Origin of the sequence: Amycolatopsis sp. NPDC050768 (assembly GCF_040654155.1) — a bacterium.
Taxonomy (GTDB): Bacteria; Actinomycetota; Actinomycetes; order Mycobacteriales; family Pseudonocardiaceae; genus Amycolatopsis.
Map to the genome: position 1 here is coordinate 130,690 of NZ_JBFAHL010000009.1, position 24,550 is coordinate 155,239.

Consider the following 24,550-nt stretch of genomic DNA (forward strand, 5'->3'; position numbering starts at 1 on the left):
TCACTTCCCGGAATTATTTCCGGGCGCAGTGATCTTGGTCGTGTGCATGCGGTCCATCGAGGTGGGGAACATCGAGATCCATGCGCTGGCCGACGGCCGGATCCGGCTGCCGGCGCCGTTCTTCCCGGGACTCGACGCGGGGAGACATCCCGGCGCGTTCGCGGAAGACGGCACCGTCCACGTGCCCACGGGCGCGTTCCTCGTGCGCGGCAACGGCCGGACGATCCTCGTCGACGCGGGGCTCGGCCCGCGTGAGATCGAGTTCCCGGAGGGCCTGCGGCCCGACGACGGCGACATGGGCGCGGGCGGCGGCCTGCCCATCGCGCTCGCCGAGGCCGGGTGCTCGCCAGCCGACATCGACACGGTTCTGTTGACGCACTTGCATTCCGACCACGTCGGTTGGCTGGCTCCGCAGGGGAAGCCGTACTTCCCGAACGCCACGGTGCTCTACGGCGCGCAGGACTGGGCCGCGCTCGTCGAGCCGGTCGGGCGCCACGACTGGACGCGGATCGGCCTGGAAACCGTGCGCAGCCACGGACATCTGCGTGCCTTGAACGGGGACGCGGAGATCGCGCCGGGCGTCACCGCGCGGCACGCGCCCGGGCACACTCCGGGTCACTACGTCGTGGACATCACCGCGGACGACCGTCGCGTGGTGCTGCTCGGCGATGTGCTTCACACGCCGGCGCAGCTGGTCGACTCGAACATCCGGTTCATCAGCGACAGCGATCCGTCGCTCGCGCTGCTCACGCGCCAGCAGTGGCTGCGCCAGGTCGCGGGCACCGACACGATCGTCGCGCCCGCGCACTTCCCGGGGATGCAGTTCTTCCGCGTGACCGCGGACCGGGTGGCGGAGCCGGTGGAGGCGGTCACCGTCGGCTGACCGCGTCCGTCCACTGTGGTCGGTCGTGCGATGGATCGGTCAGACGGACGCGGCAACCTTGGCCAGCGGCAGCCGGACCTCGAACCGGCAGCCGGGGCCGTGGTTGTGCACGCCGATGTGACCGCTGTGGGCTTCCACGAGTCCCTTGGCGATCGCCAGGCCGAGGCCACCACCGGAGGTCGTGCCGCTGCGGTCGGGGGTGCGGGCCTGGGTGCCGCGGAAGGCGACGTCGAAGACACGGCCGATCTCGTCGTCCGGGATGCCGCCGCAGGAGTCGTCGACGGCGAGGATGGCCTGGTCGCCGTCGATGTCGAGCTGCACGGCGACCGTGCCGTCCGGCGGAGTGTGGCGAATGGCGTTGGAGACGAGGTTGCGCACGATCCGCGCGAGCTCCGGGTCGCTGCCGGACACGACCGGCCAGGCCTCGGCGTTCTCCAGCACACGCACCCGTTTGCGCTCGGCCACGGGTGACTGTGCGGCGACCGCGTCGCTCACGACGTCGCGCAGCGGCACGGCGGACATGGTGAGTTCCAGCGCGCCCGCGGTGATGCGGGAGAGCTCGAACAGGTCGCCCACCATGCCCGAAAGCCGGGTGGTCTCGCCGCTGATGCGCTGCGCGTAGTCGGCGACCTCGTGACGTTCGGAGACCACTCCGTCGGCCAGCGCTTCGGCCATGGCCTGGATGCCGGCGAGCGGGCTGCGCAGGTCGTGGCTGATCCAGGCGACGAGCTCGCGCCGGGACGCTTCGGCGGCGCGTTCGCGTTCACGCGCCTCGCGCTCCCACACGCTGCGGCGCGCGATCACGCGGCCGAGCACGATCGCGGCGGGCACCGTGACGAGGGCGACGAGCAGGCAGACGAGCAGCTCCGTCATCAGGGCCTCGGTGAACATGAAGCCGCTGATGCCGATGACGCCGACGAGCAGGGCGATCACGGGGATGAGTACCAGCACCGTCATCGTGGTGGCCAGCGAGCGGTTGCGCAGCTTGTAGAGCACCAGCCCGCCCACCGCGGCCACCGGAAGCGCGAACAAGAGCGCGAACGGCAGGATGTGCAGGACGTGGGTGAGCATGTCCAGGGCGGATTCACCGGTGTTGATCATGACTGCTCCCGGTCGTAGCGGTAGCCGACGCCCCAGACGGTGGCGACCCGCGTCGGCTTGGCCGGGTCGCGTTCGATCTTTTCGCGCAGCCGTCGCACGTGGACGGTCACCGTGGACTGGTCGCCGAAGTCCCAGCCCCACACCTTCTCGAGCAGGTCGGCGCGGGAGAAGGCCACGCCGGGGTGGCCGAGGAAGAACGCGAGCAGGTCGAACTCGCGCGTGGTCAGCGGCAGCTCGGCACCGCCGAGGGTGGCCTGGCGGGCGGTCATCTGCAGGCGCAGGTCGCCGTCGACGAGCTCAGGCGCGGGAGGCGCGGCGCGCGGCATGCGGGCGCGGCGCAGCACCGAGGCCACGCGCAGCGCCAGCTCCTTGGGGCTGAAGGGTTTGGTGACGTAGTCGTCGGCTCCCAGCTGGAGGCCCGCGATGCGGTTTTCCTCCTCGCCGAGGGCGGTGAGCATCACGATGGGCACGTGGCTCACCTGGCGCAGGCGGCGGCAGACCTCGAGACCGTTGATGCCCGGCATCATCACGTCGAGCACCACGAGGTCGGGGTCGCGTTCGGCGAACAGCGCGAGGCCCGCGGCGCCGTCACCCGCGACGTCGACCGTGAAGCCCGCGACCTCAAGGTAGCGACGGACGACGTCGCGCACCGTCTCGTCGTCGTCGACCACGAGCACGCGCCCGGCCTGGTCCTCCATGCCTCACCTCACCAGCTCGTCAGAAGAAGATGGTTGACCGCCAAGGCGGTCAACGCCTGCCCGGCCAGCCACCAGCGGCGGCCGGGTGCGGGCAGCAAGGCCGTCATCGGCAGCAGCCACGCGCCGAACGGTAGCCAGATGCGTTCCACCTCCGCCTTCGACAGGCCGGACACGTCGGCGAACACGATCGTGACCACGGCGGCGATGCCGAGCAGCAGCACCGGGTCGCGCAGCAGGCCGCGGCGCGACTCGGGCAGGAACGCCCCGGTGACCCCGCGGCGAGCGGCGGCCACCACCGCCGGGCCGGCAGCGACGGCGACGGCGGCCAGGTCGGCCCACACCCAGTACGAGTATGGCCGAAGGGTGGCGATGCCCTGGTAGTAGCGCTCGACGACGAGGTGGTAGCCGTCGAGCCACCAGAAGCCGGCCAGCGCGAAGGCGGCCACCACGGCCAGGGCGCCGACCACCGCGAGAGCGGCGGCGCGCCACTGGCGGCCGAGCACGGTGACCGCGAGCGCGACGAGGCCGAGCAGCACGAGGCCATAGGAGAGGAAGGCGCCGTAGCCGAGGAGCACGCCCGAAGCCAGCGCGGTGGGCACGGCGTAGCGGCGACCGTGGGTGAAGCCGACGGCGGCCAGTGCGAGCAGGGCGATGCCTGTGGCCGTGACGCCGGCGAAGAGGCCGTCAGCGGAGACGCCCAGCCACACCGCGCCCGGCGAGAGCACGGCGAAGGGCAGCACGGCGCGGGCGGCGCTCTGGCGGCCGAGGAGGGCGACGGTGGCCGGCACGGCGACGGCGACGAGCGCGGCGACCAGGACCACGGCGGTGGAGGCCCAGGCGCCGCCGCGCAGGCCCAGGTGGTCGAGCCAGACGAACACCAGCGTCGCGCCCGGCGGATGGCCGGAGACGTGCGTGGTCCACGAGTCCGGCTGGAAGTCGAGGATGCGGGAGCTGAACTCGCGCAGGAACCGCGGGATGTCCGTGATGCCCGGCACCTCGTGGAGGTACTCCTGCGGGGTGGTCAGGCGGCCGGTGAAGCCGCGCGACCAGCCGTCGATCATGGCGAGGGAGAAGATCCAGGCGAGTGACGTCGCGTACCCGGCGGCGAGGGTCCGTCGCCAGGACAGCCGGGCCGCGACCGCGGGGCCCCACAGGACCACGGCGGCCGCGACCAGCACGGCGAACACCGAGCCCGGGCCCACGTGGGGCAGCCAGTGGGCGAAGATCGGCGCGGTGGGCGCGTAGATGACCACACCGGAGTTCGGACGGTTGTAATAGACACCGACGGCGGCCGTGGCGGCGACCAGCGCGAAGGCGCCGCCGACCGCGATCACGTCGCCGCGCGCGCCGGCGCGGCTGGGCTCGGGTGGTGGCGCGGGCGGCTCGGCGAGCCGGGCAGCCGAAGTCGACTCGCTCATCGACCGCACGATAACCCCGGCCGAGGTCTCTCACGGGACTGGAAGAGGCAGCCGTGAGAACTCGGTAAGAACTGGGTACGCGTCATGATTCGGTAAGCACCGCAAGGGTTCTCGACCGTCCACTACGGACCTAGCGTACGCCGGGTGAGCGATCTTCAGGTAGACGTCGTGCTCCCGTGCCTCGACGAGGCGGGCGCGCTGCCCGGTGTGCTGGCCGCGCTGCCGGCGGGATTCCGCGCGATCGTGGTGGACAACGGCTCGTCGGACGGCTCGCCCGACGTGGCGGCCGCGCTCGGCGCGAAGGTGGTGGACGAGCCTCGGCGCGGGTACGGCGCGGCCGTGCACACGGGGCTCGAGGCCGCGACGGCGGACATCGTGTGCTTCGCCGACGCCGACGGCTCCCTCGACCTCGGTGACCTGCCGCGTCTGGTGGCCGCGGTGGAAGGCGGCGCCGACCTCGCGGTGGGGCGCCGGGTGCCGACACACGCGGGCGTGTGGCCGTGGCACGCGCGGGCGGGCAATGCCGTGCTTTCGCTGCTGCTGCGCAGCCGGGGGCTGCCCGTGCGCGACATCGCGCCGCTGCGGGCCGCGCGGCGGGACGCGTTGCTGGGGCTGGGCGTCACCGATCGCGCCTTCGGTTATCCGCTGGAGCTGCTGATCCGTGCGCAACGCGCGGGCTGGCAGGTGCGGGAGTTCGACGTGACCTACGGGGAGCGTGCGAAGGGCACGAAGTCGAAGGTGTCGGGGTCGGTGCGGGGCACGCTGCGCGCGGTCCGCGACTTCGGGCGGGTGCTGGCCCGATGACTTCCCGGTTCTGCGTGCTCGTGGTCGCGAAGGCGCCCGTGCCCGGCTTCGCGAAGACCCGCCTGTGCCCGCCCGCGACGGCGCGGCAGGCCGCGGAGATCGCCGCGGCGGCGTTGCTCGACACGCTCGACGCGGTGTGCGCGACGCCGGGCGCGCTGCCCGTGGTCGCGATGACCGGTGATCTCGGCTCGGCCGCGCTCGGAAGCGAGATCGGCCGGTCGCTGCGGCGCGCGACGGTGATCGCCCAGCGTGGCTGGGACTTCGGGGCGCGGCTGGCCAACGCGCACGCCGACACGGCGTCGGTGCACGCCGCGCTGCCGGTGCTGCAGATCGGCATGGACACACCGCAGGTGACGCCGGAGCTGATGGGCGCGTCGATCGAGCCAGTGCTGCACGGCGTGCACGACGCGGTGCTGGGGCCGGCCGAAGACGGCGGCTGGTGGGGGCTCGGGCTCAGGGACCCGCACCACGCGCAGGTGCTGGCGGGCGTGCCGATGTCGCAAGAGGACACGGGCGTTCGCACGCTTCGGGCGCTGGCCGCGGTCGGTCTGGCGGCGGGGCCACTGCCGGAACTGTCCGATGTGGACACTATGGGTGACGCCGTGCGCGTGGCCGCGGAGGCGCCACGCGGGCGGTTCGCGGCGGCCGTGCGTGCGGTCGAAGGACGGGAAGTGGCGTGAGAAAACTGAGTACCGGCACGGAGTTCGACCGCGGGCTGCTGGGGCAGCACTGCTGGCTGGAGCTCGCCAACGGCGACCGGGTCGACCTGCCCGTCGACCGCTGGACCGACGGGTGCGACCTGGGCGACACCGTGCTGCTCGGCGCGTGCGACGGCCCGACGCTCGACATCGGCTGCGGCCCGGGCCGGCTCACGGCGGCGTTGGCGAAGCGCGGTGTGGTGGCACTGGGAGTGGACAGCTCGCCCACAGCCGTGCGGCTGACGCAGGAGCGGGGCGCGGTGGCGTTGCGGCGCGACGTCTTCCAGCCGCTGCCCGGCGAAGGACGCTGGCACCACGCGTTGCTGGCTGATGGAAACATCGGCATCGGCGGCGAACCGGTCGTGCTGCTGGACCGGATGCGGGAGCTGATCGCGCCCGAGGGGGACGTGCTGGTGGAGCTGGAGCCGCCGGGGCGGGGCGTGCGGCGGGAGGCGGTGCGGCTGCTGCCCGGCTCGTCGGGGCCGTGGTTCGGCTGGGCGTGGGTCGGGGCCGACGCGATCGCGGAAGTCGCCATGCGCGCGGGGTTCCGCGTGGACTGGACCACGAGCCGGGGCCACCGCTGGTTCGCGAGGCTGGAGCGGGCATGACCGACGAGAAGCCCACCGGCCGGGATCTGGCCGACGAAACTCCCGCGGACGAGGCACGAGCCGGAGGCTCCGTGGACACCGAGGCAGAGCCCGAGCCGTCACGGGAACACCGGGTCGTCGCGGCGTGGAAGCGCTTCGACGCGCGCGTGTCCGAGGCGCAGGGGCGGTTCGGCGAGCGGGCCGCGCAGGCGCGGGCTGGTGCCGCGCGCGCGAAAGTCCGGGCGGAGCAAGCGAAAGCGCGCGTCGACGAGCGGATCGAGAAACTGCCGATCCCGCGTGAGGAGCAGTTCAAGGGCGGGGCGCACGGCGAGCGCGTGACGGCGCGGATCGGGTCGCTGCTGGGGCTGGCGTTCCTCGTCTGCTTCGTCACGGGCCTGCTCAGCCACCTGATCCAGCACCCGCCGGAGTGGTTCTTCTGGCCCAGCCGTCCGGTGTGGCTGTACCGCCTGACGCAGGGCGCGCACGTGATCTCGGGCATCGCCGCGATCCCGTTGCTGCTCGCGAAGCTGTGGAGCGTCTTCCCGAAGCTGTTCGAGCGGCCGCTGGTGAAGTCGTTGCCGCACGCGCTGGAGCGGGTGTCGATCCTGGTGCTGTCGGGGTCGGCGTTCTTCGAGCTGAGTTCGGGGTTGCTGAACGTCGCACAGAACTACCCGTGGAACTTCTACTTCCCGGAAGTGCACTACGCGGTGGCGTGGGTGGCGATCGGGTCGGTGGTGGTGCACGTGGCGGTGAAGCTGCCGATCGTGCGGCGGGCGCTGACCCGCGAGGCGGTGCTGGCAGAAGAGCCTGAAACGAAGCCTGCAGCTCAGCCCGAAGAGCGGCCGGCGAAGAAGGCCGAGAAGAAGCCGGTCTACGGGTTCACCCGCCGCGGTTTTCTGCGGACTACGTGGATCGCGACGGGCGTGGCGGTGCTGTCCACCGCGGGCGCGACGGTGCCATGGCTGAAGGACGTCTCCGGGCTGTCGTGGAAGACCGACAAGGGCCTGCAGAAGCTGCCGGTGAACCGCACGGCCGTCGCGGCGCGCGTGACGCGGACCGCGGTCGATCCGAGCTGGCGGCTGTCGGTGGTGACGCGGGGCGGGACGAAACAGCTCACGCTGGCCGACCTGCGGGCGCTGCCCCAGGTGAGCGCCGACCTCCCGATCGCGTGCGTCGAGGGCTGGAGCCAGATGGCGAGCTGGCGCGGGATCTCCTTCCCGACGCTGCTGCGCGCGGTCGGGGCCGAGCCGGGCGCGGAGGTGCGCGTGTCGTCGCTCGACAAGACCGGCCTGTACGGCGCCAGCACGCTCCCGGGCGAGCACACGGCCGACGACCTGACCCTGCTGGCGTTGGAGCTCAACGGCGAGGTGCTTGACGTCGACCACGGCTACCCGTGCCGAGTGATCGCGCCGAGCCGTCCGGGCGTGCTCCAGACGAAGTGGGTCGAAAAGCTGGAGGTGCTGTGAAGGTCATCCGGATCTTGCTCGCGCTCGTGGGCCTGGCGGCACTCGGCTTCGGCGCGTCACTGTTCATCGACTACGCCGCGCCCGCGTGGCCGGAGAGCTTCAAAACCGTGCTGTGGATCGGCGGCGGCCCGATCGTGAACGACGCTGTGTTCGCGCCGGTGGCGGGGTTCCTCGGTCTGCTGCTTTCGCGTGTGCTGCCCGCGGCGTGGCGGGCACCGGTTCAGGTGGGGGCGGTGCTGACGGCCGTGCTCGGGTTCATCGCGTTCCCGTTGCTGTGGCGCACTTACGGCGTCATCCCCAAGCCGGGCCTGCACGACGGCAACACGTGGGCGGGGCTGCTGCTGACGCTGGCGGCGGTGTGGGCCGTCGTGATCCTCACCGGGGCGGCCCGCATGGTGCTCGCGCACCGGAAGCCGCGTCACCCCGCGGCGAAGAGCGTTGCCGCGCAATAACCCCGAGAAGACGCCGAAGACCTCTCCGTACCGCCTCCGACTCGGTACGGAGAGGTCTCCGTGCGGGGTGTGAGGTGCCCACAGGTTGCGCGGGCTAAACATTGATTGCCCACGAATTTTCCTTACCGGGCAAAGAGCCTGGTCACAGTGCTGGGAATGACCGAGGAATCTTCCGGACAACGCAACCGCCCGCGCCTGAAGCGCCGCGAGCCGGATGCCGCCATGCCGTCGGCGGTGACCGAACTCGCCGCCCAAAGGCTCTTCGAGCTGCCGAGCGCATTCGCCCGCACCGGGAACCAGCCCGCGGAGTTCCGCCGCGAGCAGCCTTGCTGAGCCCCGGCGACAACCGTCACCCGCCGCGAGGCCACGTGAGTCCGAGCCTGTCGCCGAACACCGCGGCAATGCAGAACGGCCACGCGCGACCGGCATCGAGTGCCCGGTCGCGCGTGGCCTTCAAGGGTCCGGCCCCTGCCCAGGGGGTCGAGCCGTGGTTGGTCTCGGTCGCGCCCGGCGACCGAGCGATCAGTTGGCCGGTACGGGCTGGCCGCCGAGGGTCACCTGCACGGTGCGGCCGCCGGAGAGGGTGAACGTCGCCTTCTCGTCGGGGGCGCGGGTGCGGACGGCCGCGATGAGCGTGTCGGCGCTGTCGATGGTGCGGTCGTCGATCTTCGTGACGATGTCGCCCGACTTGAGGCCGGCCTTCTCGGCGGGGCTGCCCGGCGTGATGTCGCCGAGCTGCGCGCCGCCCTGCGGGGCGTCGGCGACCTTGGCGCCGATGAATGTCTGCGTGGCGTGGCCGGTCTTGATGATGTCGTTGGCCGTGCGGCGCGCCTGGTCGATCGGGATGGCGAAACCGATGCCGACGTTGCCGCCCTGCGCCTGACCGCCCTGGCCACCCTGCCCGCTGTTGGGGCTGTAGATGGCGGAGTTGATGCCGATGACCTGACCGTTCATGTTCGCGAGCGGGCCACCGGAGTTGCCGGGGTTGATCGCGGCGTCGGTCTGGATGGCGTCCATGACCGTGGTCTGGTCGGTCTCGTCGCCGCCGGCCTGCACCGGCCGGTGCAGGGAGCTGACGATGCCGGAGGTGACCGTGCCGCTGAGCTCGAACGGCGAGCCGATGGCGACCACCGGCTGGCCGACGCGCAGGTCGTCGGACCGGCCGAGCTCGACCGGGGTCAGCCCGCTGACGTTGTTGACCTTCACCACGGCGATGTCGGTAGTCGGGTCGCGCCCGACCACACTCGCGGCGGCCTTCCTGCCGTCCTGGAACACGGCCTGGATCTGGCCGCCGTTGGCGGCGACCTCGACCACGTGGTTGTTGGTGAGGATGTAGCCGTCGGTGCTGAGCACGAACCCGGAGCCCTCACCCGCGGCCGTGCGGCCGGAGACCTGCAGCTCGACGACGCTCGGCGACAGCTTCTGCGCGACGGACTCGATGGAGCCGGCCGGCGCGTTGCCCGTCTGCTGCGCGGGCTTCGGCTGGTCGAGCGCGTTGACCGACGGGCCGGACGAGCCGCCCGTGAGGTAGCCGACGGTGCCGCCCGCCACGCCGCCGATGACAAGCGCGATCGCGGCGACGGCCGCAAGCAGCTTGCCCGGGCCGGACTTCTTGGGCGCGGGGGCCGGGGGAACGCTGTAGGTCCCCGGGGCCGCGTACTGCTGCTGCGTCGTGCCACCTGTGGGCGGGTACGGGTTGTTGTAGCCCATCGGACCGGTCTGCGCGCCCTGCGCGGACCACGGGTTCGCCGTGGCGTAGCCGGGGTTCTGCTGCTGCGCCTGCTCGCCGTACGTGGGCTGCTCGCCATACGTGGGCTGCTCGCCGTACGTGGGTTGCTCACCGGACGCGGGCGCGGGTGACGCGCCGGGGGCGGTGGGCTGGCTCCAGGCCGCCTGACCCTCGGTGCCCGGTTGGGCACCCGGGTTCTGGCGACCCGCCGCGGAGTCGTGCGCGTGGGGGTCGTTCTCGGTCATGTCCTCACCTAAGCGGCCGGGCCTGAGAGGTTCCTGAGCCGAACCTGTGTTTCGCAGATGAGTATGCCGCGCCCGGTACTCAGCCCGCCGCGCGAAGGCGCTCCGCGATCTGCTCGGGCGTGGCGTCGTTGATCCACACGGCCATGCCGGACTCGGAACCCGCGAGGTACTTGAGCTTGTCCTTGGCCCGCAACACGGAGAACAGCTCGAGGTGCAGCCACGCCAGGTCGCGGTCGCGCCGTGCGGGTGCCTGGTGCCACGCGGCGATGTAGGGCAACGGGCGGTCGTACAACGCGTCGCAGCGGCGCAGCACGTCGAGGTACACGCGGGCGAAGTCGTCGCGCTCGGCGTCGGTGAGCGCGGGAATGTCGGGCACCTGGCGGTGCGGCACGACCTGGATGTGCACCGGCCAGCGCGCGGCCGGCGGCACGAACGCCGTCCAGTGCTCGCCTTCCACAAGCACGCGCGCGCCGGACTTCTGCTCGGCCGCCAGCACGTCGCCCATCACCGCGCGCCCGTGTTCTTCGCGGTACGCGCGCGCGACGTCGAGCATCCGCTCGGTTTTGGGCGTGACGAAGGGGTAGCCGTAGATCTGGCCGTGGGGGTGCGAGAGCGTCACGCCGATCTCTTCGCCGCGGTTCTCGAACGGGTAGACCTGCTCGACGCCCGGGGTCTCACCCAGTGCGAGCGTGCGGTCGGCCCACGCGTCCACGACGAGGCGCACGCGTTCGGGGCTCAGCTGGGAGAACGAGCCGCCGTGGTCGCTGGAGAAGCACACGACCTCGCAGCGCGCGCGGCCCGGCGCCGTCGGCACGAGGCCGAGCTCGTCCACAGTGGACGGATCGCCGTGCGCGTTCTGGGAAAAGGACGGGAACCGGTTCTCGAACACGACCACGTCGTAGTCGGGCTCCGGGATCTCCGTGGGACGCCCCGGCGTCGTCGGATCGAGCGGGCACAGGTCGGCCGGCGGCTTGTAGGTGCGCGTCTGCCGGTGCGCGGCCATGGCGACCCACTCACGGGTCAGCGGGTCGAGGCGGATCTCCGACGCCGCGGCCACCGGCGGGAGGTCGCGGGTGTCCTCGGCGGTGCGCTCGTGGTCGCCGTCGTGGTCGAAGTAGATGATCTCCCGGCCGTCCGCCAGGTGTCGCAAGGTGCGTTTCACGCGTCTTCTGCCTCGAGGTTCTCCGCCGTTTCGGCGATCATCAGTTCTCCGACCCGCTCGGTGAGGCTCTCCCTCGCCGAGTCGGGAAGTCCGTCGTCGGTCACCACGACGTGGGCCTCTTCGAGGTCGGCGATCGTGGAGATGCCGACGGTGCCCCACTTCGTGTGGTCGGCGAGCACCACCAGCCGCCGGCCGGCCTCGACGAGCGCGCGGTCGGTCTCGCTCTCGGTGAGGTTCGGGGTGGTGAACCCGGCACCCTCGGCCATGCCGTGCACGCCGAGGAAAACGAGGTCCAGGTGCAGCGAACGCAGGCTGTGCACGGCGACCGGGCCGACGAGCGCGTCGGACGGCGTGCGCACACCGCCGGTGAGCACCACCGTGCGGTCGGGTTGCGTGGACGCGCGCAGCACGTCGGCGACCTGGATGGAGTTGGTGACGATCGTCAGCCCCGGGATGGGGTCGAGCGCGCGGGCCAGCGTCCACGTGGTGGTGCCGGCGGACAGGCCGATCGCGGTGCCCGGCTTGACCAGGCCGGCGGCGAGCTCGGCGATCGCCTCCTTCTGGGCGCGCTGGCGCACGGACTTCGCCTCGAAGCCGGGCTCGTCGGTGCTCTTGCCGACCACCGAGGTCGCGCCGCCGTAGACCTTCTCGACCAGGCCGCGGCCGGCGAGCACGTCGAGGTCGCGGCGCACCGTCATGTCGGATACGCCGAGCCGCGCGACGAGGTCACTGACGCGGACCGCACCGGTCCGGCGTGCCTCCTCGAGGATCACCGCCTGTCGCTGACGTGCGAGCACCGCCACTCCTCAAGCACGAACCATCAACCACACAAAATCCTACACGATCAAACATGCGGTGTGCGGGACGTGCCACCGGGGCATACCCCGGACGGGCGAGGAGTCAGCCTGGAGCGCCCGGCAGCCGGATCGTGAGCAGCGCTCCACCTTCCGGGGCGTGCATGGCGTAGACCGCGCCGCCGTGGCGTTCGGCGGCCTGCTTCACGATCGACAGGCCGAGGCCGGAACCCGGCAGCGTACGGGCTTCAGAGGAGCGGTAGAAGCGGTCGAACACCTTGGGCAGGTCCTCCTCGGCGATGCCTGGGCCGGAGTCGGCGACCTCGACCACGGCCGTTCCGTCACCGAGGGGCCGCAGCGTCACCCGCACGCGCGAACCGGACGGCGAGAACTTGACGGCGTTGTCCAGCAGGTTCAGCACGGCCCGTTCGAGGGAGCTGTTGTCGCCGGTGAGGACCCACGGCTGCAGGTCCACTTCGAACTCGATGTCCCCGGCGCGGCGGCGGGCGCGGTCGAGCGCGCGCTCGACGACCTCGACCAGCTCCACGCGTTCGGTCTGCTCGCGCGGCTCGTCCTGGCGGGCGAGCTCCACGAGGTCGCCGATGAGCTGGGTGAGCTCGTCGAGCTGCCCGCGGATGTCGGCCTCGATGTCGGCGCGGTCCTCCTCCGGCAGCGAGCGGGCGCCCGGCCGGCTGGCCGAGAGCAGCAGCTCCAGGTTGGTGCGCAAGGAAGTCAGCGGCGTGCGTAGCTCGTGGCCGGCGTCGGCGACGAGCTGGCGTTGCCGTTCCTGGGAGACGGCGACCGTGCCGAGCATCGTGTTGAAGCTCTGGGTGAGGCGGGCGAGCTCGTCGTCGCCGCTCACGGGAATCGGCCGCAGGTCGCCGGTGGCGGCGACGCGCTCGGCGGCCGACGTCAGCCGGTCGACGGGCCGCAGCCCGGTGCGCGCCACGGCCGTGCCGGCACCGGCGGCGACCACGATCCCGGCGCCGCCGACGAGGAAGAGGACGACCGCCAGCTCGTTGAGCGTGCGTTTCGTCGGCTCCATCGACTGCGCGAGCACCATGGCCTCGCCGTGCCCGGACGGCAGTGCGACCACGCGCGTGTCCGTGGACAGGTCGGTGCGCAGCGACTGCGGCGACTCCCCCGTGGCCACCGCGAGCTCCTGGGGGCCGTACGGCGGCGGCGAGCCGGCCTGCGGGTAGATCAGCTTGTTGCTGTACGCGTTGAGCTGGCCGATCTGCAGGTCGGCGCTCGCCAGGAACGCGCCGGGCACCTGCTCGAGCTGCGTCTGCACCGGCGGCGAGTTCACGGCCGCCTGGGCGCGCGCGAGCAGGTTGTCGTCGAGCTGCTGGTAGAGGTTGCTCGACACGATCATGTACGCGCCCAGCGACACGAGCGCCACGGCGCCGGCCACGCAGGCGGCGGCCAGCAGCGTCACGCGGCCGCGCAGCGAGAAGCGGCGCGTGCCCCAGCGGTCGCCGCGCGGGTCGGTGACGTCGACGGTCGAAACGGCGGTGCCCGTGGGGGCGTCGGTCACGGCGGGGTTTCGCGCAGGACGTAGCCCACTCCCCGCACCGTGTGGATCAGCCTCGGTTCGTTGCCGGCTTCCGTCTTGCGACGCAAATAGCCGACGTAGACCTCCAGCGCGTTGCCCGACGTCGGGAAGTCGTAACCCCATACTTCCTCCAGAATCCTTCCGCGGGTCAGCACGTGCTTGGGGTACGAGAGGAACAACTCGAGCAGCGCGAACTCGGTACGGGTGAGACTGATCTCGCGGCCGCCGCGGCGGACCTCGCGAGTGCCAGGGTCCAGCGTGAGGTCGGCGAACGACAGCACCTCGCTCGTCTCGCCCTGCTGGGGGTCCGGCACGGCGCGGCGCAGCAGCGCGCGCAGGCGGGCCAGCAATTCTTCGAGGGCGAACGGTTTGGGCAGGTAGTCGTCGGCGCCGGCGTCGAGGCCGGAGACCCGGTCGGAGACCGTGTCGCGGGCGGTCAGCACGAGAATGGGCAGGTCGTCGCCGGTGCTGCGCAGGCGGCGGGCCACCTCGAGCCCGTCGAGGCGCGGCATCATCACGTCCAGCACCATCGCGTCCGGCCGGTTGGCGATGATCGTCTCCAGGGCCTGCGCACCGTCGCTGGCGAGCTCGACGGTGTACCCGTTGAACTCCAGGGACCGCCTGAGCGACTCACGGACGGCTCGATCGTCGTCCACCACAAGGATGCGCATGACGTCAGTCTTACGCAGAGTGCTGAGACCCGCCTAAGAACACACGCAGAACTCACAAAGAGTCGGTATCACCAGGCCGGGCCACCGGCGCGTTCCAGTGCCGCCACAGAGCCACCAGCCGAATCGTTACCACCACGGCCGCCGCGACGACCGTGACCACACTCGACGGCAGTGGCAGAGCGTGACCGATCGCGACGAGCACCGCCCCTGCGAGCGCGGCGACGGCGTAGATCTCCTTGCGGAGGACCAGCGGGATCTCGCGCAGCAGCAGGTCACGCAGTGCGCCGCCGCCGATGCCGCTGGTCATGCCGATCAGGCACGCGGCGTAGGCGGTGGCGCCGGCGTTGAGCGCGATCGTCGTGCCGGCCGTCGAGAAGACGCCCAGGCCCAGCGCGTCGGCGAGCAGCACCGCGCGCCTCAGCCGCGCGACCTGGGGGTGGAACGCGAACACGACCAGCGCCGTCGCCGCGCAGACGGCGAGGTACGGCCAGTTCCGCAACGTCGTGGGCGGGTGGATGCCGAGCAGGACGTCACGGATGATGCCGCCGCCCAGCGCCGTGGTGAGGCCGACGACGATCACGCCGAACACGTCGAGGCGCGCCCGGACGGCGGCCAGCGCCCCGGACGCCGCGAACGCCACCAGCCCGAGCAGCTCGAGCGCGGTCAGGACCATCCGCTACTGGTCGAGCAGCCCGCCGCGGTAGGCCAGCAGCGCGGCCTGCACGCGGTTGGCGGCACCGATCTTGGAGAGCACCGCGGACACATACCCCTTGACCGTGGCCTCCGACAGGTGCAGCCGCCCGCCGATCTCCGCGTTCGACAGCCCCTGCCCGATCAGCGCGACAACCTCGCGCTCGCGTTCGGACAGCGACGCCAGGAGTTTGCGCGCCGGCTGCGCGGCCCGCTGCTCGTCGCGATGGGACTGGACCATGCGCGCCGCCACGCCCGGGTCCAGCACGGCGCCGCCTTTGGCCAGGTCACGGATGGCGCGCAGGAGAGCCGAGGGGTCGATGTCCTTCAGCAGGAAGCCGTTGGCCCCGAGCCTCAGCGCGAGGCTCACGTACTCGTCGATGTCGAACGTCGTCAGCATCGCGACCATCGGCGGGTCCGGCAGTGCGAGGATGGCCCGCAGCGCGCGGATCCCGTCGTCGGGTGCCCGCATCTTGATGTCGAGCAACGCCACGTCGGGGTGGTAGCGCCGCGCCACCTCCACCGCGGATCTGCCGTCGCTCGCTTCACCCACGATCTCGATGTCCGCGGCCCCGGACATCATGGCGCGCAGGCCCGAACGAACCAATTCCTCGTCGTCCGCGAACATGAGCTTGATCAACGAAGCCCTCCGGCAGCCGGTGGTCGAAGCGGTTCCCCGCTTCCCGTTAAGGAAGATTACCTACTGTTGTTCAAGGTTTCGAAACCAGACACGACCAGGTGACGTGACTGGTCCGGCCGGGTCCCTGATCGTGCTGGTCTCCGCCTACCGGGGTCCCCCACACGGGCGACGCCATCGGTCGGGCGCGCAGGTGGTCCGGACCCACGGCCACCCGGCGTGCGGGTGGGCGTCCGGACTCGACAGAAAAGGCAGAAAGAGTTAGTACTCCTCCTGCCACTCCCAACGTATAGCGCACCCCCGGCCTTGCGGCAAGACCCCGGTGGTCCTGCAAAATCGTCGGCTCGGCCGGAATTCGCGGAGCTCTTCGCGCCGGCGACCATCGAAGTACGGGGGAACCAATAGTGAGCGGGACCGAGCTCGTGCTGGATTTCCGGGAGATCGACCGGGACCAGATCGACCTCGTCGGGGGCAAGGGCGCACATCTGGGGGAGCTTTCACGGATCGACGGCGTCCGCGTACCGCCCGGGTACTGCGTGACGACGCACGCTTTCCGCCGGGTGCTGGCGGGAGTGCCGGAGCTCGGAAGCGGTCTGGACCGGCTGGCGCGGCTGGACCCCGACGACCGGGAGACGATCGCCGCCCTGAGCGGCCAGGTGCGCGAGGCCGTTTCCGCGGCCGCCATTCCGGACGACCTCGCGGCGGCACTGCTCGCGCCGCTGAGCCGGCTGGACGAAAGCGCGGCCTACGCCGTGCGTTCCAGCGCGACGGCCGAAGACCTGCCGACGGCCTCGTTCGCGGGCCAGCAGGACACGTACCTGAACGTCGTCGGGCCGGCGGCGATCCTCGAGCACATCCGGCTGTGCTGGGCCTCGCTGTTCACCGACCGGGCCGTGACCTACCGCCTGCGCAACGGTTTCGACCACCGCCGGGTCCACATGGCCGTGGTGGTTCAGCGGATGGTGCTGTCAGAAGCGTCCGGGATCCTGTTCACGGCCGACCCCATCACGTCGAACCGGAAGGTCACGACCGTCGACGCGGGTTTCGGCCTCGGCGAGGCGCTCGTTTCCGGGCTGGTGAACGCCGACAGCTACCGGGTGCGCGAAGGGGAAATCGTCAAGAAGACGGTGTCGGCCAAGCAGCTCGCCATCCACACGTTGCCCGGCGGCGGCACCCGGAAGGACGCGCTCGCACCGGAAGACCAGGAGCGCCCGGCGCTGACCGACGAGCAGGTGCTGCAGTTGGAGCGGCTGGGCCGCCGCATCGAGGCGCACTTCGGCCGGCCCCAGGACATCGAGTGGTGCCTGGCCGACAGTGAGTTCCAGATCGTGCAGAGCCGGCCGATCACCACACTGTTCCCGATCCCGCCCGCCGCCGACGACGGCAACCACGTCTACCTCTCCGTCGGGCACCAGCAGATGATGACCGACGCGATGCGGCCGCTCGGCCTGTCCGTGTGGCAGCTGACCACACCACGGCCCATGGCGGAGGCGGGCAGCCGGCTGTTCGTCGACGCCACCCCCGGCCTCGCGACGAAGGCCGGGCGCGCCGGGTACCTGGAGATGATGGGGGCGTCGGACCCGCTGATGCGCGACGCGCTGCAGACGGTGCTCGACCGGGGTTTCCTGCCGGAGCCGACGGAGGGCGGCGCCGCGCCGCTGCCGTTCGGCGTCGCACCCGAGCCGATCGAGACGGACCCCGCGATCGTCCGCGGGCTGATCGCGGAGAGCAGGGCGTCGCTGGCCGCGCTCGAGCGTGAGATCCGGGAGAAACGCGGCGCGGAGTTGTTCGATTTCATCCTCGCGGATCTGCAGGAACTGCGGCGGCTGTTGTTCAATCCGCGCAGCCACCAGGCGATCATGGCCGGAATGGACGCGACGACGTGGCTGAACAAGCAGCTGCGCGAATGGCTGGGCGAGGAGAACGCCGCCGACACGCTTTCGCAGTCCGCGCCGGACAACGTCTCGTCGGAAATGGGCCTCGCCCTGCTGGACGTCGCCGACGTCCTCCGCCCGCACCCGGAAGTGGTGGCGTTCCTCCGGACCGTGCGGGACGAAAGCTTCCTGGACGAACTGCCCGCGCTGCCGGGCGGAAGTGAAGCGCGAAAGGCGATCCAGGGCTACTTGGACACGTACGGCATGCGTTGTGTCGGCGAAATCGACATCGCGCGGCCACGATGGAGCGAACGTCCGAGCACGCTGCTGCTCGTGCTGCTCGGCAACGTCGACAACTTCGAGCCCGGCACGGCGCGACGGCGCTTCGACCAAGGGCTGCGGGAAGCCGCGCAGGAAGAACAGGAACTGCTTTCGCGGTTGCGCGTTCTGCCCGACGGCGCACGGAAAGCCGAAGAGACCAAGGCGATGATCGACCGGCTGCGCACCTTCGTCGGCTACCGCGAGTACCCCAAGTACGGGATGATCAGCCGCTATTTCCAGTACAAGAAGGCACTGCTGGCCGAGGCCGAGCGGCTCGTGGCGGCCGGCGTGCTCGAGGCTCCGGAGGACAGCTTTTCGCTGCGGTTCCAGGAACTGCACGAGGTCGCCCGCACCGGAGTCGCCGACGCCGACCTCATCCGGCGGCGCACGGAACAGTTCGCGGCGGACCAGGCGCTCACCCCGCAGCGGGTCCTCACCTCCGAGGGCGAGACCGTCTCCGGGAGCTACCGACCTTCGGATGCACCGGCCGGCGCATTGCCCGGCCTGCCGGTGTCCGCGGGGACCGTCGAGGGCCGCGCCCGCGTCGTCCTGGACCTCTCCGAGGCCGACCTGGACACGGGCGACATCCTCGTGACCGCCTACACCGACCCCAGCTGGTCGCCGGTGTTCGTCACCATCGCCGGCCTGATCACGGAGGTGGGTGGCTTGATGACCCACGGCGCGGTGGTCGCCCGCGAATACGGCCTGCCCGCCGTCGTCGGCGTCAACCAGGCCACTCGGCTGATCCGAGACGGGCAGCGGATCCGCGTGAACGGCACCAACGGCTACGTCGAGTTCCTCGACTGACGCCTGGCCGTCGGGGATCACCCGATCCCCGACGGCCCTACGGCTTGATCAGCGGTTCTGCACGGTGTCGCTGAACTGCTGCTGGCAGCTCTGGATCTGGGACTGGTCGGTGCCGGCCTTCTGCACGCAGTCCTGCAGGTCGCCGATCTGGCTGCCGAACGTCGCGAAGATCGAGCCGACCAGGATGGCGAGCAGCAAGCCGATGACCAGGCCGATGCTGCCGGTGACGATGCCGGCGATGGAGGCGCCCTTGTTCGTCGCCTGTCCGCGGTTGGCACGCTTCACGCCGAGGATGCCGAAGACCAGCGCGAGGACGCCGAGGATGATGCCGCCCCACACCGTCCAGCACAGAACGAGGGCGATGATGCCCAGCACGAGGGCCGTAACGCCGAACCCATTGCGCGGCGCGCCCACGGGCTGCTGCTGCCCGTAACCGGCGCCAACCGGCGGCGCGGCGAACGGGGCGCTCTGGCCGGCCGGGTACTGCTGGTACTGCTCAGGGTTGTCGGGCGTGCTCACGTGCTTCCTTTCAACGATGGGAACCGGAACTTTACGACCCGGCGCACGCCTTATCGGGCGGATGGCCTGATCGTTACCAATCGTGCGTATGTTGTTTGACCTGGCCTCCCGGAACCCGTTGCGGTCTCCCCGGCCGGCCGGCCCCGAGCAGCCACCAGATCCGGTCTCCGGTGTGCCGGTTCCCTGCCGATCGGGTCCCCACCTGGGCGAGGCCGCCGGTCAGGCAGGTAGGTGCTTGTCAGAGGGTCCGGGACCGGTAAGCTGCTGTCTGGCTACACATGCCCTCGTAGCTCAGGGGATAGAGCACCGCTCTCCTAAAGCGGGTGTCGCAGGTTCGAATCCTGCCGGGGGCACCCTGCTCCACCAACGCGGATCGCCCGTCTACCAGCGCAAGCGCTGGTGATGGGCGATCGCACGTTATGCGGCTGTGTGCGGTCAGATGTGTCCAGTCGCCCCGAGGGCGCCCCGAGGCCGAGGACCATCTGCCGCCTTCCCGGTCGGCCTGCTTCAGGGGGCCTGCGCTTCGCGAGAATGCAGGGCGCCGTCCGCTCGGGCTTTCTCGGCGATGGCCTGGAGGGCGGAGATGTGCTCGGCGAGGGTGGCGCGGCCGGCGGTGGTGAGGTTGAGCCAGGTGCGCGGCCGCTTGCCGACGTAGCCCTTGCGGATTTCGACGTAGTCGTTCTTGGACAGTGTGGTGACCTGTTTGGACAGTGCGGAGTCGGAGAGCTGCACCGAGTCCCGGACGAATCCGAACTCGGCCCATTCCGCGGCGGCGAGCAGGGAGACGATGGCCAGTCTTGTTGGATCCAGCAGGAGCTGGTCGAAGTCGGCCACCGGTTCAGTCCCTCTCCTGCCGGCGCAGCAGCCACAGCTTGAACCCGGGGTCCACGAACACGATGTAGAGCCCGGTCAGCGCACCGTAGTAGACCTTGCCGTGCGGCACGTCGAGCGTCCCGGTGACCACGGCGACGGCGATCCCGATGCCGAGGATGGGCGCGATGCGCAGCAGACGCGCGGCGACGGACAAGCTCCGGTCCGACACCAGCACCGGGCGGCCGAGGAAGGCGCTACCCGACCGGGTGGTCAGGCCCAGGGCCAGTACGACGACGAGCCCCAAAATCGCCCAGCCCACCCAGGCTTGCGCCGGCGGGAGCAGGTCGCTGGCCGCACAGCCGAGGAAGACGGCCACGCCGCCGGTGATCGACAGCCACCGGGAGCTCGCGACGGAGGCGATCACCCGCTCGCGGCTCTCGTGGATCGTGCGCAACGCCGCCACCGCCTCGTCCGGCGTGGGTTCGTTCACCATTGCCGCCCCCTTGTCGGTTCTGTCCACTTCACGGTCCGCCTCCCCTGGGCAAGTACTTTCCCGAAGAGAAAGATAGTCTCTACTTTCCATCCAGGCAAGTAGTTGCCTCAGGGGTGATACGGCAGCGGATCGTCCAGCCCTTCCGGGGACCGCAGAGGTGGTGACGGACCGGCACTTGGGTTCAAAAGCGACTGTCCACTCGAGACTCCGGGACCGGGTATCTAGTAGGCCGGACATGGCAGTGCGGGCCGCCCCTTGAGAGGGACGGCCCGCACCGTTTACCGGGGAGGGGTCAGAACTTGCCGGCGCGAACCTGCGCCAGCGTGACGCGCGAGGACTTGTAGGTGGCGGACAAGTCATTCCACGCGGAGGTGAGCGGGAGGCCCGTGTGGGCGTCGATGGTGAGGACCTCGGCGTCGGTGCCGCCGAAGAGGGCCGGGCCGGCGGTCAGGGTGAGGGTGGGGCGGCCGCCGGTGGTGGAGTTGGCGACGGAGACGGCCGGGATGGTGGAGAGCAGGCGGAGGACGCCCGCGCGGACGTCCGGGTTCTCGGCGCCGCGGAAGAGGGCGTCGGTGGCGTTGGTCCAGAGGTTGTTGTCGATGCGGTTCTGCAGGTCCTGTCCGGTGGGGCGCGGCAGGGGCGTCTTGATGCCCTTCGCCTTGAGGATCGGCTCGTCCTTGGCCATGGCCTTGTCCCACACGCGCTGCGCGTCGGCGGGGCTGAGGCCCAGGCCCCAGGCGTTGGGGACGGCGTTGACCATCCGGGTGCGCGCCTCGGTGAGGTCGCCGGTCGCCGCGAAGCGGGCGGCGGCGACCTTGGCGGCGTCGATGGGCTCGGCGAGGTTATCGTGGTGCGCGATGGCGACGGGGAGCTGCTGCGCCGTTTCCGTGAAGTAGACGTCGCCGCTGTCGGTGTAGAGGTTGTAGGTGACGTAGGGACTTCCGTCGGGCGCGGTCGTGGTCCGGATGACCAGCGACGCGTCGCCCTGCACGGAGGCGCCGCTCGCCTTCACCGACGCGGCCAGGGTCACGAGGCGAGACTCAGGAGCCGACGCGGCGGGAGCCTGGGCCGGGGACTGCGGTGCAGGAGCCGCGACGGACACGACGAGGGCCGCCACCGCGGCCGCGCCGACGGCGCCGAGGCCGATCTTGCCCGGCACGCCCAGGCGGAAACCGCGGGCCCAGGCGAACTTCGCGCGCCGGGCCGGAGCCGCGACCGGTGTGGCCGGGGATTCCGTCATTGCCGCGCCGAGCGTCGCCCGCGCCCGTTCGTACGCCTGCGGGCGCAGCGGCGCGACGTCCTTCAGCCGGCCGACCAGTTCCAACTCGTCCATGATCACAAGCCCTCCTTCACAGTGGTGAGATTCGTCAAGAGCGCGGCCACTTCAGGCGCGTTCCGCAGCGCCTTCCGGGCCTGGTGCAACAGGCGGCGCGCGGTCCCGGCCGGCAGGCCGAGCACCCGCGCCGCGTCGGCGACGGTCAGGTCCTCCCAGGCGACCAGGGTCAGGACCTCGCGTTCCTCCGGTTTGAGCTCCGCCAGGGCCGCCCGCAGCCCCGCCTGCGTGTCGACGCGGGCGTCGACAGCCGACCAGGGGTCCCAGCCGTTCGCGAGATCCCCTGCGTCCGGCACGAGGTCCTCGGCCGGCCGCGACCGCCAGTGCCGGCGCAGGGTGTTGAGCGCGACGCCGTAGAGCCACGGGCGCGCCTCGGGGAACGACCGGTCGTACGTGCTCCGGGACGCGAAGGCCGCCACCCACACTTCGCCGAGCAGGTCCTCCGCCGCGTCACGGCCGACCCGCCGGGCGAGGTACGCGCCGATCGCGCCTTCGTGCCGGGTGATCACCTCCACGAAGGCTTCCCCGTCGCCGTCGAGCGACCTGCCGATCAGTTCCGCGTCCGACGTCATGCCGCTCCTCGTCTTTGCTCTGACCTTCCACCCGGGGATTGCCGGCTCGTCCCCAAAGTGTTCAGAACCTCCTCCCGAGAGCGCCGACGAACGCCGGTGTCGGCGCGCCGAGGCCGGTCACGTCGTCGTAGCCGGGGGTGGCGGTGAGCGCGTCGTCCTCGCCGAAGGTGGTCAGCCGGCCGGGGTCGATGTCGGTGAAGTCCTGCGCGCCGAGCGCGATCGGCGGGTCGGCCGGGTCCACGGGCAGGATGTCGCGCAGCGCGTTGCCACCGGCCAGCCCGTAGAACACGGGATTGGCGAACCCGAGCGGGTGCCCGGCGGCCTGCATCGCGTCGGCCTCGAGGCCCGCGATCAGCGGCGCCGACGCGCTCGTGCCACCACCCTCGGGGAGTTCCTCGTAGCCGGCGTCGGGGTCGGACAGGCCGGTCGCGCCGATGAGCCAGCCGTTGCCGGCGCCGGCCGAGACGTCGGGGATGACGCGGCCCGCCGCGGCGGTGCGGCCGTGCGTGGCGAGGCTGTCAGGCACGATGTGCTTCTGGTAGGCGGGTTCGGGGAACTTCCGGCTGATGCCGCCGCCGGAACCGTCCTGGAACACACCGGGCGGCGGCGCGTCGTAACCCGTTCCGGCCGCGTTGATCGACGTGAGGCGGTCGCCCCACGGGTAGTCGGCGACCACGGAGCCGTCCGCGCCGATGGCGAGGCTCGTCCCGCCGACGGCCGTGCTCCACGGGTCCGACGCCGGGAACAGCGGGTCGTCGTCGACACCCCCACCGCCGCCGTCGCCGCTGGAGAAGTCGAACCCGATGCCCTCCAGCGCGCCCTGCTGCAGGATCGGGTCCCACGGCGCCATCGACGCCGGCGAGAAGCCCAGCTCCGGCAGGCCGAACGAACCGGACGCGACGTCGGCCAGGTGCTCGTCGACGATCCGCGTCACCCCGTCCAGCCAGCTCGGCAGCAGGTCCACGTCGAAGTCGGCGCAGTCGATGCCGAGGTAAACGATGTGCGCGTCGGGCGCCGCGAGGTGCGCCGACTGGACGTCGATCGCCTCCTCCTCCGTCGGCGCGCCGCCCTTCGTCTCGCACGTGCTGTCCGCGTCCGGGCCGATGTTCTCGGTGTACTGCCCCGGCGCGAAGACGGGCTCACCGTGTGCGGCGAAGAAGCGGTTCGAGTCGGCCTCCAGTGTGGGGGTGTGGCCGCTGAGCAGGACGGCAACGGTCGTGCCCTTGCCGGTGTACGGGCTCGAGGTCAGGCCGTACGCGTGGCGCACCTGGTCGGGGGTGTAGCCGCAGAGCTGGGTGGGGGCGGTGGTGTGGCCGAAGGCCGGCGGGATCGGCTGAGTGTGCTGGCCCCAGTACTGGGAGCAGGGGAAGTCCGTGGCTTTTGCGGCGTTTGCTCGGGGTGCGGCCGCGCTCGTGCTTGTGTTGCCCAGGGCCAGCTGGTCGATCCCCGTCACGCTGACGATGTTCCCGGCCACCGCCGCCGGCACCGAAAACCCGCCCACGACACCGGCTTCGCGGATCGTCGTCGAGCCCTTCGGCCCGCTGATGACCGTGTCGAACTCGCTGATCTGCGTGGCGAACGCGGCATCGGCCTGCACGACGGTCGCGCTCACCGCGAGGTAGTGCTGGTTCGTCGCGGTGACCGTCATCCCCTGCGCTCTCACCCACGCGCTGACGGCGGAGACCTGCGCCGTGGTCGGGCCGAACTCGTGGTTGACCTGGGCGGGCGTGAGGAAGTGGCCGTAGCGGGCGTCGGCCGGGTCGGACACCGCCCGCGCGGCATCCGCCAGCCCCGGCCGGTCGGCCAGGTACACGCGCAGCGCCACCTGCCGGCCGGCGTCGAGCGGGTGCGGCGTGCCGCCGATGTCCCCGGGGTTCGGGCTGGGCAACTCGACGCGCCCGGGCGTCCCCGCGGAGGCCGGCAGCGCCGTGGCCGTCATGACGCCCAAGGCGGCCGCCGTGGCGAGCACGGCGCTTCGGCGGAAGAACCTCTTGTGTGTCTTCACATCCGGCTGTTGCCGGGAGGGGTGCGGAAGTGTTCAGGCGGAGACGCGGTGCTGGACGACGACCGGGATGACGCGGGTGGTCGTGCCGCGGTCGAGGAAGCCGGCGGTGTCGGCGGTCAGGGGGCGAAGTCATTCCTCGGCCTCCCGGTTCGGGGCGTTCTCGGAGAGCGCCGTGATCTTGGCACGGTGGCGTCCACATCGGACGATCGGCGTTCGGCCGTAC

At 71.3% G+C, this 24,550-nt stretch carries 24 protein-coding genes and 1 tRNA gene; 9 read left to right on the forward strand and 16 right to left on the reverse strand.

Annotated features, from left to right (window positions below):
- Positions 1 to 46: 46 nt before the first annotated feature.
- Positions 47 to 883 (forward strand): MBL fold metallo-hydrolase, encoded by an 837-nt coding sequence (locus AB0H62_RS26310; protein WP_220244411.1) that lies wholly within the window; start codon positions 47 to 49, stop codon positions 881 to 883.
- Positions 884 to 922: 39 nt separating this feature from the next.
- Here AB0H62_RS26310 and AB0H62_RS26315 read toward each other — a convergent pair whose 3' ends face one another.
- Genes AB0H62_RS26315 through AB0H62_RS26325 form a run of 3 tightly spaced genes read right to left on the reverse strand, consistent with a single transcriptional unit; the run spans position 923 to position 4,100 of the window.
- A complete protein-coding gene (locus AB0H62_RS26315) occupies positions 923 to 1,984 on the reverse strand; it encodes a HAMP domain-containing sensor histidine kinase (protein ID WP_220244412.1) in 1,062 nt (353 codons plus the stop codon).
- A complete protein-coding gene (locus tag AB0H62_RS26320) occupies positions 1,981 to 2,682 on the reverse strand; it encodes a response regulator transcription factor (protein WP_220244413.1) in 702 nt (233 codons plus the stop codon). Before AB0H62_RS26320 ends, AB0H62_RS26315 begins: the two co-directional genes overlap by 4 nt.
- 8 nt (positions 2,683 to 2,690) lie before the next feature.
- Complete coding sequence (locus AB0H62_RS26325; RefSeq protein WP_360588786.1) at positions 2,691 to 4,100, reverse strand: hypothetical protein; 1,410 nt, start codon at positions 4,098 to 4,100, stop codon at positions 2,691 to 2,693.
- Positions 4,101 to 4,244: 144 nt separating this feature from the next.
- On the opposite strand from AB0H62_RS26325, the gene AB0H62_RS26330 reads away from it, so the two are divergent.
- The 6 genes from AB0H62_RS26330 to AB0H62_RS26355 all read left to right on the forward strand — a co-directional run bounded on the left by AB0H62_RS26330 (position 4,245) and on the right by AB0H62_RS26355 (position 8,440).
- Entirely contained in the window at positions 4,245 to 4,904 is a 660-nt protein-coding gene (locus AB0H62_RS26330; protein ID WP_360588788.1) for a glycosyltransferase family 2 protein, read from the forward strand.
- A complete protein-coding gene (locus AB0H62_RS26335; protein WP_360588790.1) occupies positions 4,901 to 5,584 on the forward strand; it encodes a DUF2064 domain-containing protein in 684 nt (227 codons plus the stop codon). The genes AB0H62_RS26330 and AB0H62_RS26335 overlap by 4 nt, the downstream gene beginning before the upstream one ends.
- Entirely contained in the window at positions 5,581 to 6,210 is a 630-nt protein-coding gene (locus AB0H62_RS26340; RefSeq protein ID WP_360588792.1) for a class I SAM-dependent methyltransferase, read from the forward strand. The genes AB0H62_RS26335 and AB0H62_RS26340 overlap by 4 nt, the downstream gene beginning before the upstream one ends.
- A gap of 254 nt (positions 6,211 to 6,464) precedes the next feature.
- Entirely contained in the window at positions 6,465 to 7,655 is a 1,191-nt protein-coding gene (locus tag AB0H62_RS26345; RefSeq protein ID WP_360589052.1) for a molybdopterin-dependent oxidoreductase, read from the forward strand.
- The gene (locus tag AB0H62_RS26350; protein WP_255638470.1) at positions 7,652 to 8,107 is read left to right on the forward strand and encodes a hypothetical protein; all 456 of its coding nucleotides are present in this window, start codon (positions 7,652 to 7,654) and stop codon (positions 8,105 to 8,107) included. The genes AB0H62_RS26345 and AB0H62_RS26350 overlap by 4 nt, the downstream gene beginning before the upstream one ends.
- 156 nt (positions 8,108 to 8,263) lie before the next feature.
- Positions 8,264 to 8,440 (forward strand): hypothetical protein, encoded by a 177-nt coding sequence (locus tag AB0H62_RS26355; protein ID WP_360588794.1) that lies wholly within the window; start codon positions 8,264 to 8,266, stop codon positions 8,438 to 8,440.
- 189 nt (positions 8,441 to 8,629) lie between these two features.
- On the opposite strand, the gene AB0H62_RS26360 is transcribed toward AB0H62_RS26355, so the two are convergent.
- From AB0H62_RS26360 to AB0H62_RS26390, 7 genes are all read right to left on the reverse strand, one after another.
- Positions 8,630 to 10,081: a trypsin-like peptidase domain-containing protein gene (locus tag AB0H62_RS26360; protein WP_360588796.1), complete on the reverse strand. Its 1,452-nt coding sequence runs from the start codon at positions 10,079 to 10,081 to the stop codon at positions 8,630 to 8,632.
- 79 nt (positions 10,082 to 10,160) lie between these two features.
- Positions 10,161 to 11,243: a galactose-1-phosphate uridylyltransferase gene (gene galT / locus AB0H62_RS26365; protein WP_360588798.1), complete on the reverse strand. Its 1,083-nt coding sequence runs from the start codon at positions 11,241 to 11,243 to the stop codon at positions 10,161 to 10,163.
- Positions 11,240 to 12,040, reverse strand: a complete 801-nt coding sequence (locus AB0H62_RS26370; RefSeq protein ID WP_220244421.1) for a DeoR/GlpR family DNA-binding transcription regulator — start codon at positions 12,038 to 12,040, stop codon at positions 11,240 to 11,242. Before AB0H62_RS26370 ends, galT begins: the two co-directional genes overlap by 4 nt.
- 103 nt (positions 12,041 to 12,143) lie before the next feature.
- A complete protein-coding gene (locus tag AB0H62_RS26375) occupies positions 12,144 to 13,574 on the reverse strand; it encodes a HAMP domain-containing sensor histidine kinase (RefSeq protein ID WP_360588800.1) in 1,431 nt (476 codons plus the stop codon).
- Positions 13,571 to 14,263, reverse strand: a complete 693-nt coding sequence (locus AB0H62_RS26380; protein ID WP_220244423.1) for a response regulator transcription factor — start codon at positions 14,261 to 14,263, stop codon at positions 13,571 to 13,573. The genes AB0H62_RS26375 and AB0H62_RS26380 overlap by 4 nt, the downstream gene beginning before the upstream one ends.
- A 52-nt stretch (positions 14,264 to 14,315) precedes the next feature.
- Complete coding sequence (locus AB0H62_RS26385; RefSeq protein WP_220244424.1) at positions 14,316 to 14,936, reverse strand: trimeric intracellular cation channel family protein; 621 nt, start codon at positions 14,934 to 14,936, stop codon at positions 14,316 to 14,318.
- 3 nt (positions 14,937 to 14,939) lie between these two features.
- Positions 14,940 to 15,593, reverse strand: coding sequence for a response regulator transcription factor (locus AB0H62_RS26390; protein WP_220244425.1), 654 nt, complete (start codon positions 15,591 to 15,593; stop codon positions 14,940 to 14,942).
- A 401-nt stretch (positions 15,594 to 15,994) separates the two neighbouring features.
- On the opposite strand from AB0H62_RS26390, the gene rph reads away from it, so the two are divergent.
- Positions 15,995 to 18,592: a rifamycin-inactivating phosphotransferase gene (rph, locus tag AB0H62_RS26395; protein WP_360588803.1), complete on the forward strand. Its 2,598-nt coding sequence runs from the start codon at positions 15,995 to 15,997 to the stop codon at positions 18,590 to 18,592.
- A gap of 48 nt (positions 18,593 to 18,640) precedes the next feature.
- Here rph and AB0H62_RS26400 read toward each other — a convergent pair whose 3' ends face one another.
- Positions 18,641 to 19,111, reverse strand: coding sequence for a DUF4190 domain-containing protein (locus AB0H62_RS26400; protein ID WP_360588805.1), 471 nt, complete (start codon positions 19,109 to 19,111; stop codon positions 18,641 to 18,643).
- A 280-nt stretch (positions 19,112 to 19,391) separates the two neighbouring features.
- Here AB0H62_RS26400 and AB0H62_RS26405 point away from each other — a divergent pair.
- Positions 19,392 to 19,464 (forward strand) — tRNA-Arg (locus AB0H62_RS26405).
- Between the two features lie 154 nt (positions 19,465 to 19,618).
- Here the strand turns inward: AB0H62_RS26405 and AB0H62_RS26410 are convergent.
- The 5 genes from AB0H62_RS26410 to AB0H62_RS26430 form a co-directional block, all read right to left on the reverse strand.
- Positions 19,619 to 19,945, reverse strand: coding sequence for a transcriptional regulator (locus AB0H62_RS26410; RefSeq protein WP_360588807.1), 327 nt, complete (start codon positions 19,943 to 19,945; stop codon positions 19,619 to 19,621).
- A 4-nt stretch (positions 19,946 to 19,949) separates the two neighbouring features.
- Positions 19,950 to 20,417 (reverse strand): hypothetical protein, encoded by a 468-nt coding sequence (locus AB0H62_RS26415; protein WP_360588809.1) that lies wholly within the window; start codon positions 20,415 to 20,417, stop codon positions 19,950 to 19,952.
- 292 nt (positions 20,418 to 20,709) lie between these two features.
- Complete coding sequence (locus AB0H62_RS26420; protein ID WP_220244429.1) at positions 20,710 to 21,750, reverse strand: hypothetical protein; 1,041 nt, start codon at positions 21,748 to 21,750, stop codon at positions 20,710 to 20,712.
- A 2-nt stretch (positions 21,751 to 21,752) separates the two neighbouring features.
- Complete coding sequence (locus AB0H62_RS26425) at positions 21,753 to 22,322, reverse strand: sigma-70 family RNA polymerase sigma factor (protein ID WP_220244430.1); 570 nt, start codon at positions 22,320 to 22,322, stop codon at positions 21,753 to 21,755.
- Between the two features lie 61 nt (positions 22,323 to 22,383).
- Positions 22,384 to 24,327 carry a S53 family serine peptidase gene (locus AB0H62_RS26430; protein WP_266118203.1) on the reverse strand — a complete coding sequence of 648 codons (1,944 nt, stop codon included), beginning with the start codon at positions 24,325 to 24,327 and terminating at the stop codon, positions 22,384 to 22,386.
- Positions 24,328 to 24,550 lie beyond the last annotated feature (223 nt).